This window comes from Streptomyces actuosus (assembly GCF_016921115.1).
GTDB classification, from domain to species: domain Bacteria; phylum Actinomycetota; class Actinomycetes; order Streptomycetales; family Streptomycetaceae; genus Streptomyces; species Streptomyces actuosus_A.
In genome coordinates this window covers 130,817-144,380 of sequence record NZ_JAFFZS010000009.1, presented here as the reverse complement: position 1 = coordinate 144,380, position 13,564 = coordinate 130,817, and the positions used below count along the sequence as shown (strand labels likewise).

The following is a 13,564-nucleotide window of genomic DNA, read 5'->3' as shown; positions in this document are numbered from 1 at the left end:
ACGGCGCGACCGCCTCCGGCGGCCGGCGCGCAGGGCCCCGGCCGACGTGCGAACACCCCCATCGGCCCCACGAGGAGCACCAGGTCTCCCCCTACCGGCCGGACGTCACACGGAGTTCACCGGCGCGCCGTCATGCGTATCGGCATGGCATCGCACGTTCGAGGGCATAAAGCAACCAGGTCGACGCCCGAACCACGGGTGTCGGATCTCAGCGGACGGCACGGGGCCGTCCGCCCGGGAGGCCCTTTGCACCAGCCCCACCGTGCGATCACCGCACGGAAGCAGCCACGGCGGGCCGGTGTCCGGCCCGCCGCGCGCGAGGGCCGGACACCGGTCCAGCTCCGTCCCGTCGCTCCCCGACCTCATCCGAGGGGGTACGTCCTTCCGTGGTGACCAGCACAAAGCGTCGCAAGCCCGACCGGCGCACCTATGTTCTCGACACCAGCGTCCTGCTGGCCGATCCGAACGCCCTGAACCGCTTCGACGAGCACGAGGTCGTGCTCCCGATCGTCGTGGTCACGGAGCTGGAGGCCAAGCGGCACCATCCCGAACTCGGCTACTTCGCCCGGCAGGCCCTGCGCCTGCTGGACGACTACCGGGTCCGGTACGGCCGCCTCGACGCCCCCATCCCGATCGGGGACCTCGGCGGGACCGTGCGGGTCGAGCTCAACCACTCGGACCCCAGCGTGCTGCCCACCGGCTACCGCCTGGGGGACAACGACTCCCGCATCCTCGCGGTCGCACGCAACCTCCAGGCCGAGGGGTTCGACGTCACCGTCGTGTCGAAGGACCTGCCGCTGAGGATCAAGGCGTCCTCGGTCGGTCTCCTCGCCGAGGAGTACCGGGCCGAACTCGCCATCACGGAGAACTCCGGCTGGACGGGCATGTCCGAACTCACCCTGCCGGGCGAACAGGTGGACATCCTCTTCGAGGAAGGACACGTGTACGTGCCCCAGGCCGCCGACCTGCCCGTGCACACCGGCCTGACCATCGAGTCCGAGCGGGGCAAGGCCCTGGGCCGGGTCGCCGCCGACGGCAACGTCCGCCTCGTGCGGGGCGACCGGGAGGCGTTCGGCATCAAGGGCCGCAGCGCCGAGCAGCGCGTCGCCCTGGACCTGCTGCTCGACCCGGACGTGGGCATCGTGTCGATGGGCGGCCGGGCCGGCACCGGCAAGTCGGCGCTGGCGCTGTGCGCGGGCCTGGAAGCGGTGCTGGAGCGCCGCCAGCACCAGAAGGTGATGGTCTTCCGGCCGCTGTACGCGGTCGGCGGGCAGGAACTCGGATACCTGCCCGGCAGCGAGGCCGAGAAGATGAGCCCGTGGGCGCAGGCCGTCTTCGACACGCTCTCCGCGGTCACCAGCCGCGAGGTCATCGAGGAGGTCACCGCGCGCGGCATGCTGGAGGTCCTGCCGCTCACCCACATCCGGGGGCGCTCCCTGCACGACGCGTTCGTGATCGTCGACGAGGCGCAGTCGCTGGAACGGAACGTGCTGCTGACCGTGCTGTCCCGGATCGGCGCCAACTCGCGGGTCGTTCTCACCCATGACGTGGCACAGCGGGACAATCTGCGCGTGGGCCGCTACGACGGTGTCGTCGCCGTCGTCGAGAAGCTGAAGGGGCACCCGCTCTTCGCGCACGTCACGCTCAACCGGTCCGAGAGGTCCCAGATCGCCGCACTTGTGACCGAAATGCTGGAGGAAGGGCACATCTGAGCGACCTGACCGGCTCTGTCGAGTTCACAGGGGTTGCGGGTCAGTTGGCGCCGTCGGACGAAGTGAGTGAGCCTAGTCCGGCGGCGCCTTCGTGCGTGGCGTTTCTCCGAAATCCCCAGGGCCAAACGGGATGTGAGCTTTCACACGCAACGCAGAATTGCCTTGCGGCGTCGGGTTACGGCAGAGTCTCACTCCTGTCAGGCCCCGCATACGACACAGCCGTACCCCCAGCGGTGCGGCACACCAGAAGAACCATCCAATTCCATACCGAACGTCGTATGCCGCCCGAGCACCACACGGCGCTCCCGTGCCGGGAGTTGCCCACCGGGCCCGTGCCTTCCGTGACCCGCAGTTGGGGAGGCCAGTGCCAGGGGCACGATTGCGTCCGCCAGGGTCACCGAAGCGGGCGATGCTGGAAGGAAACCGTGTGAGCCGGATTTCGGTCCGGGGATTCGCAGTGGCCTCTGCCACCGCGGTCACCGCTGTCGGAAGCGTCGTCGGCGTTGCCTCGGGCAGCACCGCCGCCCAGAACAACGACGCCGAAGCGGCGGCAGCCGACGCGACACTCCTCGCGGACATACCTGTCGGCGAGCAGGCCCAGGTCCAGGCCGCGTCCCTGACGCAGCAGGCCGACGCTCAGGCCATCGCCGCGGACACCACCGCCAAGAAGGACGCCGAGGAGGCGGCCCGCCGGGCGGCTGCCGAGACCGCGATCGCGAAGAAGAAGGAGGCCGCCGACAAGGCGGCCGAGGAGGCCAAGGAGCGCGCGCAGGCCAAGCTGGCCGCGAGCCGCAGCTCCGCCGACTTCCCCGTCCAGAGCTCCTACAGCATCGCGCAGATCCAGTCCATGGCGCGCCAGATGGTGACGAGCAGCCAGTTCCAGTGCTTCAGCAACATCGTGAACCACGAGTCCAGCTGGAACTACCGGGCCGTCAACCCCTCCTCCGGTGCCTACGGCCTCTTCCAGGCCCTGCCCGGCTCCAAGATGTCCTCCGCCGGCGCCGACTGGCAGACCAACCCGGCCACCCAGATCAAGTGGGGCCTGAACTACATGAACAGCCGGTACGGCAGCCCCTGTGCCGCCTGGTCGTTCTGGCAGGCCAACCACTGGTACTGAGGAGCTTCCGGCAGCCCCGGGACCACCTCCCGCGGCCCCGTTCTCAACCCTGCGCAGCCCCTCCCCGTCCTAGGGGGAGGGGCTGCGGCCGTGTGATCGTCCGCACGCCCTGTACCGTCTGACGCAGACGACTCCTGGGGGGAGTGGTGAGGAGAGACGGGGGAAGAGGACGGATCATGTCTCGAGTGCCAGGGTGGCTCGGTCGGCTCGGTGCCGGGCTGACCGAGATGGGCGAGCGGCTGGACGAGCGACGCGCTGAGGTCGAGCGGGAACACGCCGAGCCGGAGCCCGCGCCGGAGCCCGAGCACGTGCCCCCACCGCAGGAACACCCTCCCGCGGCCGCCGACCGCCCCGACCCCGCGCAGGCGGTTCCCTGGGGTGTCCGGGTCGCCGCCGAGGCCGGCTGGCGGCTGCTGGTGCTGGCGGGCACGGTCTGGGTGCTGATGAGGGTGATCAGCGCCGTCCAACTCGTCGTCCTCGCCTTCGTCGCCGCGCTGCTGATCACCGCGTTGCTCCAGCCGACGGTGGCGCGGCTGCGGCGGCTCGGCGTACCGCGCGGGCCGGCCACGGCGCTCACCGCCATACTCGGCTTCGTCATCATGGGGCTGATCGGCTGGTTCGTGACCTGGCAGGTCATGGAGAACATCGACAACCTCTCCGACCAGGTCCAGGACGGCATCGACGAACTGCGCAAGTGGCTGCTCAACAGCCCCTTCCACGTCACCGACAAGCAGATCAACCAGATCGCCAAGAACCTGCGCGACGCGATCGGCGCCAACACCGACCAGATCACCTCCGCCGGACTGGAGGGTGTCCAGGTCGTCGTCGAGGCGCTCACCGGCATCCTGCTGGCCGTCTTCTCGACGCTGTTCCTGCTCTACGACGGCCGGCGCATCTGGGAGTGGACGCTGAAGCTGGTCCCCGCCGTCGCCCGGCCGGGCGTGGCCGGCGCCGGTCCGCGTGCCTGGGCCACCCTCACGGCGTACGTGCGGGGCACGGTGATCGTCGCGCTCATCGACGCGACCTTCATCGGGCTCGGCATCTACTTCCTGGACGTGCCGATGGCCGTCCCGCTCGCCGTCTTCATCTTCCTGTTCGCCTTCATCCCGCTGGTCGGCGCGGTCGCCTCCGGCGCGCTCGCGGTGGTCGTCGCGCTGGTGACGCAGGGTGTGTTCACGGCCGTGATGACGCTCGTGGTCGTCCTGGCGGTGCAGCAGATCGAGGGCCACATCCTCCAGCCGTTCATCCTCGGCCGGGCTGTGCGGGTCCATCCGCTGGCCGTGGTGCTGTCCGTGGCGGCCGGCGGCATGGTGGCGGGCATCGGCGGCGCGGTGGTCGCCGTGCCGCTGGTGGCGGTGACGAACACCGTCGTCGGCTATCTGCGGGCCTACTCCCGCGGGCCCGCCCTGCGCCAGTCCCCGGCCCCGAGGGGCGCCACCTCCTCCGACGCGGCACCCGGACCGGCGCCGGCGGCGGGAACGCCGGTGGCGGCGGTGGCAGCGGGCGACGGGCAGACGGTGAATCAGCCGGCCGCCGAGCGGTAGCCGCACCGGCCCGGGCCGCTTCGGCGCGCCGCAGGCCGTGCTCCGCCGCGCGTCGCCGCGCTCGCGTCCTCGGCCGCCGGGCGGCCGGCGGGAGTCCGCGGCGGGTCTCAGGCGGGCTTCGGACCGTCGACGTTGAACGTGGACGGCCCGGTGCCCGCCCGGATCACCAGTGCCTCGGCGGGCTCGGCGGACGGATTGCTCTCGCGGTGCACCGCTCCCGCCGGCACGCGGAGGAAGTCGCCGGGGCGGGCGGTCACGCTCTCGGCACCGTCCGGGCCGAAGTCGACGCGCAGGGCGCCGGACAGCAGGTAGACCACCGTCTCGTGGGTGCCGTGATGGTGCCAGCCGGAGACCATGCCCGGCTCGGTGCGCACCAGCCCCGACCACATGCGGTCCGTGGCGAAGGCCTCCTGCCGCACCATCCCCGGCGTCCCGGGCCCCGGACGGCGCTCGTCCGGGGCGACGACGGTGACAGGGTCCGGACGGCCGGACGGCGTCTCCTGCCGCGTCTGCTCCTGGGGTCCGCTCATGACCGGCCTCCCTCGGGCGAAGCTGGCTTCCCCGACTCCAGCCTAAGGGTGTCCCGTGATCCCGGTGGATCAGCGCGCGGCGCCGGATGCGGTGCATCGCGAGGCGGAGGGACGTCCTCGTACCGGCCGTGTGCGGGCGACCCGGCAACACGGCGAGGCGCCGCGGCCGTCGTCGCGCGACCGCCGGGGATCACGGGACACCCTGGAGCGCTCCACGGCAAGCGCCGTGGTGTCGGGTGGGCCCGGCCGCGGCGCCCTCGTGGCTGGTCGCGCGGTCCCCCATGCCCCTGCGGGCGCCGTACGACCGCAGGGGGCATCGCCCGGCCGCTCGGTGCCGCGTCCGGGAGGGGGCGGCGGCTCGCGGCGCCCGGAGGGGCCGCACCGCGCCTGCGGTGCCACGCGATCCGGACACGTCCCGGCCGGGGCTGCCTCGGGGCGCGGCTCCACGGCCTCGACGGTGTGGGAGGCGCCCCGACACCGGCGCCGCGGGCGGTCCGGCAAAGCCGCTCGCCCCGCAGGGGCCGTGGGGGGCGGAGGGAGGGAAGGCAGCGGCCCCCGTGCGCCCGGGGGGTGGTCGGGCGTACGGGGGCCGTGGCGTGGCGGGGCCGGGCGGGTTACGCGGCCGACTCGGCCAGGACCGCCTCCGCGTCCAGCGTCGCGCCGACCGCCTGGATCACCGCGGCGATCTTGAACGCCTCCTGGACGACCTCGCGGTCGAGGCCGGCCTTGCGCAGGACCTGCTCGTGGGAGTCCAGGCACATGCCGCAGCCGTTGATCGCGGAGACCGCGAAGGACCACAGCTCGAAGTCGACCTTGTCGACGCCGGGGTTGCCGATGACGTTCATCCGCAGGCCCGCGCGCAGGGTGCCGTACTCGTGGTCCGACAGCAGGTGGCGGGTGCGGTAGAAGACGTTGTTCATCGCCATCACCGCGGCGGCGGCCTTGGCGGCCGTGTACGCCTCCGGCTTGAGGTTCGCCTTCGCCTCCGGCTCCAGCTCGCGCAGCACGATCGCGGAGCGCGAGGCGATGGCGCACGCCAGCACGGTGCCCCACAGCTGCTGCTCGGGCAGGTCGGAGTTGCCGATGACGGAGCCCAGGTTGAGCTTCAGGTCCTTGGCGTAGTCCGGTACGCGGGCCTTCAGGCTGTCGAGGGACATGGGTCACTCACCAGCCAGCAGCGCGACCGGGTCGAGGGTCTCGTCGCCCTTCTTCCAGTTGCACGGGCACAGCTCGTCCGTCTGGAGCGCGTCCAGGACCCGCAGGACCTCCTTGGGGTTCCGGCCGACGGAGCCGGCGGTCACCATGGAGAACTGGATCTCGTTGTTCGGGTCGACGACGAAGACCGCGCGCTGGGCGAAGCCGTCCTCGTCCTCGATGCCGAGGTCGCGCATCAGCTCGTGCTTGGAGTCCGCCATCATCGGGAACGGCAGGTCGCGCAGGTCGTCGTGGTCCTTGCGCCAGGCGTGGTGGACGAACTCGGAGTCGCCGGAGAAGCCGAGGACCTGGGCGTCACGGTCGGCGAACTCGTCGTTCAGCTTGCCGAAGGCCGCGATCTCGGTCGGGCACACGAAGGTGAAGTCCTTGGGCCAGGCGAAGATCACCTTCCACTTGCCCTCGTAGGTCTTGTGGTCGATCTTCTCGAACTCCTTGCCGGTCTCCAGCGAGACACAGGCCGTCAGTTCGAACTCGGGGAACTTGTCACCGACAGTGAGCACACGCTCTCCTTGCAGCGAGGAAACACCGCTTTTGGCCGTGTTTCCCATGGGTTGGACGATGTTGATGTTGGCACAGGGTGCATTGATTAGTGAAATAGCTATACTCGGTCATGTTGATCGGAGCTAGCTATCAGTGAGGGTCGAGTGAGCATCGGCAGCAAGCGGCGGCAGCCCAGCCTTTCCCAGCTCCGCGCATTCGCGGCGGTGGCCGAGCATCTCCACTTCCGGGACGCGGCCGCCGCGATCGGGATGAGCCAGCCCGCCCTCTCCGGCGCCGTGTCCGCACTGGAGGAGACACTCGGTGTCACCCTCCTCGAGCGTACGACGCGCAAGGTGCTGCTCTCGCCGGCGGGCGAACGGCTCGCGGTGCGGGCCAAGGCCGTGCTCGACGCGGTGGGTGCGCTGCTGGAGGAGGCGGAGGCCGTCCGGGCCCCGTTCACCGGCGCGCTGCGGCTCGGGGTGATCCCCACGGTGGCCCCGTACCTGCTGCCGACCGTGCTCAGGCTCGTCCACGAGCGCTACCCCGCTCTCGACCTCCAGGTGCACGAGGAGCAGACCGCCAGCCTCGTCGACGGACTGCACACCGGCCGCCTCGACCTGCTCCTGCTCGCCGTACCCCTCGGTGTGCCCGGGATCGCCGAACTTCCCCTGTTCGACGAGGACTTCGTGCTCGTCACGCCCCTGGACCACCGGCTGGGCGGGCGGGAGGGCATTCCCCGCGAGGCGCTGAAGGAACTCAACCTGCTGCTGCTCGACGAAGGGCACTGCCTGCGCGACCAGGCCCTGGAGATCTGCCGCGAGGCCGGACGCGAGGACGCCCCGGTCACCACCACCGCCGCCGGACTGTCCACGCTGGTGCAGCTGGTCGCCGGGGGCCTCGGCTGCACCCTGCTGCCGCGCACCGCCCTGAAGCTGGAGACCACCCGCAGCAGCGGGCTGCTCACCGGCTCCTTCGCCCACCCGGCGCCGGCCCGGCGCATCGCCCTGGCCATGCGAACGGGCGCGGCGCGCGGCGCGGAGTACGCGGAACTGGCCGCCGCGCTGCGCGAGGCGATGGCGCCGCTGCCGGTGCGGGTGCTGGGCGCGCCCTCCTGAGGGCCTTTCCGGAAAGCGCTCACACTGGTCAAATAGCCGCCGCACAAGGATCGTTTGCGCAGCCGGACGTCTCAACTTCCGTCAGGTAACGGCAGGTAGAGGACAACCGGCCGAACCTCGCCTCCCCGTTGATACACATGCCCCCTCGGAGTGACGCGTCAGGCGTGTGTGCGAAGTCCAAGGGGAGTGATGGCGAGCATCGGGGAGGGCGCTCGGAATCGCCTCGGCCAGATCGGGTACGACGTCCTGGCCGGGGCGCTGGCGGGCTGCGAGCGCGAGAGGTTCTCCGGCGCGCTCCGGGTGTCCGGCTCGCCCGGCGGTGCCTTCCACTTCAGGAACGGACTCGTCGTGGCGGTCGAGTCGCCCGGAGCGCCCGGGCCTGACGCGCTGCTGCTGCGCTCGGGCCGGATCAGCGCCGAGCAGTGGGCCGAGCTGGTGCGTCAGTCGGGTGGTTCGAGCTGGCCGGCCGACGCGCTGGCCGCGCACGGTCTGGCCGGTGCCGCGCAACTGCGCCTGGTGTGCGCGCTGGCCCTGCGGGACGCCGCGTTCGCCGTCGTCGCGGGCCGGATCGGCGCCTTCGAGCGCGTCGACGGGGTCGCGCCCCGTGCCCCGCTCGCCGTCGGCGAGCCGCCCGGGCGGGTGCTGGAGGAAGCGGTCCGCCGGCTGGCCGCCGTCGTCGCGCTGCCCTACCCCGTGCGCCCCGAACGGGAACGTCCCGTCCCGGCGCAGCTCTCCCGCGCCGGCTACCGGCTCGGGATGCTCCAGCGCGAGCTGCTCACCTATGCCGACGGCCGTCGCACCGCCCGCGATCTGGCCTTCCGCACGGGGCGGGCGGTGTACGCGGTGACCGTCGAAGTCGCCCGGATGCTCGGCGAGGGGCTGCTGGAGTGCCCCGACGCGCCCCAGTCGATACCGGTCCGGCTGCCGCCCGGCGGTCAGGGCGTACGGCCCCGGGATCCCGCTCCGCCGCCGGTGCTGCCGCGGCAGCCCGCAGGGCCGTCCGTGCTGCCGCGCCGTCGCCCCGGGGCCAGCGGGATCACCGAGGCGCTGAGGCCGCGTCGCGTGGCCGGGCCGGCCCTGGTGGACGCCGCCGGTCCGCCGGCACGGAACCCCGGCGTCCCCGGCGAAGGCGCCCCCGTCGAGCCCGGGGTCCCCGTCGAGTCCGCAGTACCCCTGGAGTCCGGGGTTCCCGTCGAGTCCGGGAGCCCGGGCGTCCTCGTCGGCCCCGGGGTCCCCGGCGTCCTCACGGACCCCGTCGGGGACGAGTCGGACGTGCTGGCGGAGCGGCGGACCGGGGCGAGCTGGAAGGAGTTCTTCCGGCTGCGGAACACGACCGCGCAGTAAGGGCGCGCGACCACACACGGACCACCACACGAACCACCACGCCGAACGCGTGCGAACAGAACAATCAGGAGTTGAGCCCATGGACCACAAGGCCCTCGCGCTGGAGATGCGCGGCCTGCGCGAACAGGTGACGGGGATCACCGACACGGCGGTGGCAGCCGCCGACGGGCTGCTCATCGCGGCCGACACCGCCGACTCCATCGACCCCGAGTCCCTCGCCGCCCTCGCCGCGGCCGGGCTCGGCCTGGCCCGACGCACCGCGAGCGTCACCGACCGCGGCACCCTCAGCCGCACCGTGACCTACGGCAGCCACGGCTGCGCGGCCTTCTACGCGGTCGGCGACACGGCGCTGATGGTCGTTCTCGGTGACGAGGGCTTGGACGTCGACCGCCTGCACAGCGCGACCCGTCCGGCCCTGGACCGCATCGGCGCGATCCTGACCGCCCCCGCCCCCGCCCCCGCCCCCGAAGGAGTGTGACCCCATGGCCACCAAGCGCATGTCCCCCGGCTTCTCCGATCAGGTGATCGGCCTCGTCAAGTCCCTGCGCGCGGACGCGCCCGACTGCGTCGCGGCGGGGGTGGTCGACATGTCCACCGGGATGCTGCTGTCCTACGAGACCGTCGACAACCACCCGCCCGAGGTACTGGACCTGCTCGCGGGCGCCACCCTCGACCTGTTCCAGGGGCGCACGGTCGTGATGATCGAGGACATCTTCAAGGAGCGCCGCGGCATCAGCTCCGAGAACCACTTCTTCCAGGAGATCCTCGTCAACAGCGAGAACCTCACCCACCTGTTCGTGCGCCTGAGCGACCAGCAGGACATCGTCGCCGTGGTGGTCTGCCGCAAGTCGGTGAACGTGGGCATGCTGTTCGCCCAGGTGCGGCGGGTCGTGCGGGAGTACAGCCTCTGACGGCGGGCGGGCCCCTCACCCCGTGGGGGTGACGGGCCCGCTGCTCACTCCGTGCGCAGGCCCTCCGGGCGCATCAGGCGCAGCAGCGGCGGCAGGCTGAGCAGGGTCACCACCAGGACCACGCCCGCGCCGATCCCGGACATGGCCAGCACGCTCGCCCAGTCCACCCGCACGCTGGTGGCGGCCATCCGCAGCAGCAGCGCGCCCAGCCCCAGGCCCACCGCCGAGGCCAGCAGCAGGCCCAGCGCGATCGGGATCGCCGTCTGCCACAGCACCGACAGGCTCAGCGTGCGCCGCCGGGTGCCGAAGGCGACCAGGGACGACAGCAGTTTCCTGCGGTCGCGCAGCTGCTCCAGCTGCGACACCAGCAGGCTCGCACCGATCAGCCCGAGCACGCAGGCGGCGCCCACGTACAGGCCGGTGCGGATCGAGGCGAACCGCTTGGACTCCCTGGTGGACGACCAGAGAGTCGCGTCCGCCATCGGGTCGATCCCGGCGGTCGTGTTGCGGACGTACTCCTCCGCGCGCGGAACCGACCGGTCCAGCCGCAGATACAGCTGGGTGGTGGCTCGCTCCGCGGCGCCGGGCGGCAGCGCGCCCGGCGTCATCATCAGGCCGCCCCTGCGGTAGCCGAGCAGCCCGTCCACGGACGTCCCGTGCCGGAGCGTCCCGGGGACCTTCCAGGCGATCGCCTCCCCGGGGGAGCCCTCGTAGGACGGATCGATATACAGGGTGCGGCCCGGCCGGGCCGTCGAGGTCCAGGACTCGTCGGGCTCGGCGCCGGTCACCGCGAAGACGTCGCCGTCGTGGCACGAGGGCAGCGACGCCAGCTCGCGCAGCGCCGTGCAGTCGCCGATGGTGAGTGGAACGCCCTGGTCGGGGTTCTCGCGCCGGTCGCCGAGGTCGATGTCGGAGAGCTGGGTCACCGAGCGCACGCCCTTGGTGGAGCGGAACTTGCCGACGGCGCCGATGGCGCCGCGGTCCAGGGACACCTGCATCTGCGCGCGCTGGAGGTCCTGGCCGGTGGGTTTGGTGTAGTCGCCCTCGACCCCGGAGAACAGCATGTGCAGCGCGATCGCCCCGGCCACGGCCACCGCGATGCCGTTGACCGTGCGGGCCGCCGTCCCGCTGCTCAACTGCAGTCGGCGAACAGCCAGTTGCCAGGACAGGGCGCCGGCTCCCAGCCGGCCGACGACGGCCTCCACGATCCACGGCAGCAGCGCGGTCACCCCGACCAGCAGCAGCATGACGCCGCCGACCACCAGGTACTGGTTGAAGTAGCCGTTGTCCCGTCCCTGCCCGACCATCGGGTAGAGCATCGCCAGGCCGGCCAGCGGCAGCAGCAGCCGCCACCACAGCCGGCGGCGCGCCGGCTTCGCCGTCCGCACCACGCCCAGCGGTTCGATGACGACACCGCGCAGTGTGAACAGGGTGACCAGCACCGACGCCGCCGGCACCGCGCCGGCCACCAGCAGGGCGAGCGCGGGGGAGGGGGTGAGGTAGCTCGGGAAGGCGCTCACGCCCATCAGCTCCACCGAGCCGGCCGCCTGGCGCACCATCAGGAAGAAGGCGGCGCCGAGGACCAGGCCGAGCAGGGAGCCGCCGAGCGCCTCGCCGGCCGCGATCCGCCGGGTCGTGCGGCTGTCGGAGCCGACCAGTCGCAGCGCGGCGAGCCGCCGGTCGCGCCGCTCACCGCCGAACCGCACCGCGGCGGCGATGAACACGGCCACCGGCATCAGCAGCACCGTGAACACGACCAGGATCAGCAGGATCAGGATCGGGTCCGTGCGCTCGACGGTCACGGCGACGGTGTCGCCGAAGGCGGTGATGCGGGCCACCGAGCTGCGGTCGAGGCGCGCGGACAGCCCCTCGGCGCCGGCGTAGTAGACCAGTTCGTGGGAGCCGACCAGGCCCCTCTCGCCGATCGTGCCGCTGATCCGGTAGGGCAGGCGCGCGCGCAGCAGCTTGCCGTCGCCGGAGGCGAGGAGGTCCTTCAGGGCCGGGGAGACGACCATCTCCCCGGCTCGGGGCAACCGGTCCACGCCGGGCGGCCGGGGCGCCCGCGGGCCCTCCGGCTCCAGCAGCCGGCCGCGCACGTCCCGTTCGCCGAACGTGGTGTTGGCGTCCGCGACGATCACCGTGTTGTCGGCCTTCGGCCGGTCGGGCTGGCTGAAGGTGTGGTCCGCGCGGGCCTTGTCGCGGTCGTGCCGCACCGCGAGGGCGTTCGGGACGGAGGTGCTCAGCAGCAGCAGGGCCACGCCGAGCCCGACGCCGACGGCCGTCAGCAGGGCCCGGGTCCAGCCCTCCCGTCCGCCGCCGAAGGCGAACCGCACCCCCATGGACAGGTCCCGTGACCACTGACGGATGCTCATACGGCCCGCTCCATGTCCCGCGACCTGCCGTCCCGCACGACGATCTCGCGGTCGGAGTAGGCGGCGACCCGTGCCTCGTGCGTGACGAGGACGACGGCGGTACCGCCCGAGCGGGCGGCGTCGGTGAGCAGTTCCATCACGCGCTCGCCGTTCAGGGAGTCGAGCGCGCCGGTCGGCTCGTCCGCGAAGACCACCCGCGGGCCGGTGACCAGGGCGCGGGCGACGGCGACCCGCTGGCCCTGCCCGCCGGAGACCTCGCCGGGCCGCTTCCTGCGCAGGTCGTCGACCTCCAGCCGCTCCATCCAGGCCACCGCGGCCCGTTCGGCCTCCTTGCGGGAGACGCCGTTCAGCCGGAGAGGCAGGGCGACGTTCTCCACGCAGGTCAGTTCCGGCACCAACTGCCCGAACTGGAAGACGAACCCGAACTCGGAGCGGCGCAGGGCGCTGCGCCGGGCGTCGCTCAGGGTCGCGAGCTCCTGGCCGGCATAGGTGATCGACCCCTCGTCGGGGGTGACGATGCCCGCGAGGCAGTGCAGCAGCGTGGACTTGCCGGACCCGGAGGGGCCCATGACGGCGACGACCTCGCCGGGGTGGATGGAGAACTCGGCGCCGTCGAGGGCGAGGGTGGGACCGTAGGCCTTGCGCAGGCCCTGGGCCGCCAGCAGGGATCCGGCCGGGGCGGTCATGCGGACACCACCGCCTGCCGCAGTTTGTCGAGGCGTGCGGCGGTCAGCTCCAGCCAGCGCAGGTCGGCCTCCAGGTGGAACAGGGCGTGGTCGCAGATCAGCTGGTCGGCGAGGTCGCCCTTGCGTTTGCGGTCGGTGAGGATGCGCATGCTGCGCAGGTGCTCGGCGCGCTGGGTGTCGAGGATGTCGGCCGCGTCGCGATGGGTGAGCAGAGCCAGGACGACCTTGGTGTACAGGGTCGACTGGAGGTAGGGCTCGGGCTTCTCCGGCGTGCCGAGCCAGCGCTCGACGTCGGTGACGCCGGCCTCGGTGATGGCGTACCGCTTGCGCTCGGGGCCGTCGCCGGCCTCGATGCCGTCGACCTCGACGAGCCCGTTCTTCAGCAGGCGGGACATCGTGGAGTAGACCTGGCCGTAGTGCAGTGGCCGGTCGTGACCGAACTTCTCGTCGAAGGCCCGCTTCAGGTCGTAGCCGTGGCGTGGCCCGGACTCAAGGAGCCCCAGAAGGGTGTGACCGATGGACATGACACGACTGTACA

Annotated in this window: 13 protein-coding genes; 7 read left to right on the top strand and 6 right to left on the bottom strand. The window is 72.2% G+C overall.

The annotated features are described in order from the left end of the window. The first annotated feature begins 386 nt into the window (after nucleotides 1–386). The 3 genes from phoH2 to JS756_RS14425 all read left to right on the top strand — a co-directional run bounded on the left by phoH2 (nucleotide 387) and on the right by JS756_RS14425 (nucleotide 4,373). Nucleotides 387–1,712 (top strand): RNA 5'-3' helicase PhoH2, encoded by a 1,326-nt coding sequence (phoH2, locus tag JS756_RS14435; RefSeq protein WP_205383491.1) that lies wholly within the window; start codon nucleotides 387–389, stop codon nucleotides 1,710–1,712. A 427-nt stretch (nucleotides 1,713–2,139) separates the two neighbouring features. Next, a complete protein-coding gene (locus tag JS756_RS14430) occupies nucleotides 2,140–2,829 on the top strand; it encodes an aggregation-promoting factor C-terminal-like domain-containing protein (protein ID WP_205383490.1) in 690 nt (229 codons plus the stop codon). A gap of 176 nt (nucleotides 2,830–3,005) precedes the next feature. Next, on the top strand, nucleotides 3,006–4,373 hold the full coding sequence (locus JS756_RS14425; protein WP_205383489.1) for an AI-2E family transporter: 1,368 nt from the start codon (nucleotides 3,006–3,008) through the stop codon (nucleotides 4,371–4,373). Between the two features lie 107 nt (nucleotides 4,374–4,480). Here JS756_RS14425 and JS756_RS14420 read toward each other — a convergent pair whose 3' ends face one another. The 3 genes from JS756_RS14420 to JS756_RS14410 all read right to left on the bottom strand — a co-directional run bounded on the left by JS756_RS14420 (nucleotide 4,481) and on the right by JS756_RS14410 (nucleotide 6,618). Beyond that, nucleotides 4,481–4,903, bottom strand: coding sequence for a cupin domain-containing protein (locus tag JS756_RS14420; protein WP_205383488.1), 423 nt, complete (start codon nucleotides 4,901–4,903; stop codon nucleotides 4,481–4,483). A 614-nt stretch (nucleotides 4,904–5,517) separates the two neighbouring features. Continuing rightward, nucleotides 5,518–6,060, bottom strand: a complete 543-nt coding sequence (locus JS756_RS14415; RefSeq protein WP_205383487.1) for an alkyl hydroperoxide reductase — start codon at nucleotides 6,058–6,060, stop codon at nucleotides 5,518–5,520. A 3-nt stretch (nucleotides 6,061–6,063) separates the two neighbouring features. After that, nucleotides 6,064–6,618 (bottom strand): peroxiredoxin, encoded by a 555-nt coding sequence (locus JS756_RS14410; protein ID WP_205383486.1) that lies wholly within the window; start codon nucleotides 6,616–6,618, stop codon nucleotides 6,064–6,066. Nucleotides 6,619–6,768: 150 nt separating this feature from the next. Here JS756_RS14410 and JS756_RS14405 point away from each other — a divergent pair, with 150 nt between their 5' ends. The 4 genes from JS756_RS14405 (at nucleotide 6,769) to JS756_RS14390 (ending at nucleotide 9,968) form a co-directional block, all read left to right on the top strand. After that, nucleotides 6,769–7,713 carry a LysR substrate-binding domain-containing protein gene (locus JS756_RS14405; protein ID WP_205383580.1) on the top strand — a complete coding sequence of 315 codons (945 nt, stop codon included), beginning with the start codon at nucleotides 6,769–6,771 and terminating at the stop codon, nucleotides 7,711–7,713. 189 nt (nucleotides 7,714–7,902) lie between these two features. After that, nucleotides 7,903–9,057, top strand: coding sequence for a DUF4388 domain-containing protein (locus JS756_RS14400; RefSeq protein ID WP_307790635.1), 1,155 nt, complete (start codon nucleotides 7,903–7,905; stop codon nucleotides 9,055–9,057). Between the two features lie 79 nt (nucleotides 9,058–9,136). Then, on the top strand, nucleotides 9,137–9,535 hold the full coding sequence (locus JS756_RS14395; RefSeq protein ID WP_205383485.1) for a roadblock/LC7 domain-containing protein: 399 nt from the start codon (nucleotides 9,137–9,139) through the stop codon (nucleotides 9,533–9,535). Nucleotides 9,536–9,539: 4 nt separating this feature from the next. Beyond that, the gene (locus JS756_RS14390) at nucleotides 9,540–9,968 is read left to right on the top strand and encodes a hypothetical protein (protein WP_205383484.1); all 429 of its coding nucleotides are present in this window, start codon (nucleotides 9,540–9,542) and stop codon (nucleotides 9,966–9,968) included. A 44-nt stretch (nucleotides 9,969–10,012) separates the two neighbouring features. On the opposite strand, the gene JS756_RS14385 is transcribed toward JS756_RS14390, so the two are convergent. The 3 genes from JS756_RS14385 to JS756_RS14375 are packed head-to-tail and all read right to left on the bottom strand — an operon-like array spanning nucleotide 10,013 to nucleotide 13,550. Beyond that, entirely contained in the window at nucleotides 10,013–12,340 is a 2,328-nt protein-coding gene (locus JS756_RS14385) for an ABC transporter permease (protein WP_205383483.1), read from the bottom strand. Continuing rightward, nucleotides 12,337–13,026: an ABC transporter ATP-binding protein gene (locus JS756_RS14380; RefSeq protein WP_205383482.1), complete on the bottom strand. Its 690-nt coding sequence runs from the start codon at nucleotides 13,024–13,026 to the stop codon at nucleotides 12,337–12,339. Before JS756_RS14380 ends, JS756_RS14385 begins: the two co-directional genes overlap by 4 nt. Beyond that, nucleotides 13,023–13,550, bottom strand: coding sequence for a PadR family transcriptional regulator (locus JS756_RS14375; RefSeq protein WP_205383481.1), 528 nt, complete (start codon nucleotides 13,548–13,550; stop codon nucleotides 13,023–13,025). Before JS756_RS14375 ends, JS756_RS14380 begins: the two co-directional genes overlap by 4 nt. Nucleotides 13,551–13,564: the final 14 nt, after the last annotated feature.

What these genes read in the sequence shown, in the direction of transcription:
- JS756_RS14375 (WP_205383481.1), bottom strand. Translation starts at nt 13,550, where the DNA reads ATGTCCATCGGTCACACCCTTCTGGGGCTCCTTGAGTCCGGGCCACGC.
- JS756_RS14420 (WP_205383488.1), bottom strand. Translation starts at nt 4,903, where the DNA reads ATGAGCGGACCCCAGGAGCAGACGCGGCAGGAGACGCCGTCCGGCCGT.
- JS756_RS14390 (WP_205383484.1), top strand. Translation starts at nt 9,540, where the DNA reads ATGGCCACCAAGCGCATGTCCCCCGGCTTCTCCGATCAGGTGATCGGC.
- JS756_RS14385 (WP_205383483.1), bottom strand. Translation starts at nt 12,340, where the DNA reads ATGAGCATCCGTCAGTGGTCACGGGACCTGTCCATGGGGGTGCGGTTC.
- JS756_RS14415 (WP_205383487.1), bottom strand. Translation starts at nt 6,060, where the DNA reads ATGTCCCTCGACAGCCTGAAGGCCCGCGTACCGGACTACGCCAAGGAC.
- JS756_RS14395 (WP_205383485.1), top strand. Translation starts at nt 9,137, where the DNA reads ATGGACCACAAGGCCCTCGCGCTGGAGATGCGCGGCCTGCGCGAACAG.
- JS756_RS14380 (WP_205383482.1), bottom strand. Translation starts at nt 13,026, where the DNA reads ATGACCGCCCCGGCCGGATCCCTGCTGGCGGCCCAGGGCCTGCGCAAG.
- JS756_RS14400 (WP_307790635.1), top strand. Translation starts at nt 7,903, where the DNA reads ATGGCGAGCATCGGGGAGGGCGCTCGGAATCGCCTCGGCCAGATCGGG.
- JS756_RS14425 (WP_205383489.1), top strand. Translation starts at nt 3,006, where the DNA reads ATGTCTCGAGTGCCAGGGTGGCTCGGTCGGCTCGGTGCCGGGCTGACC.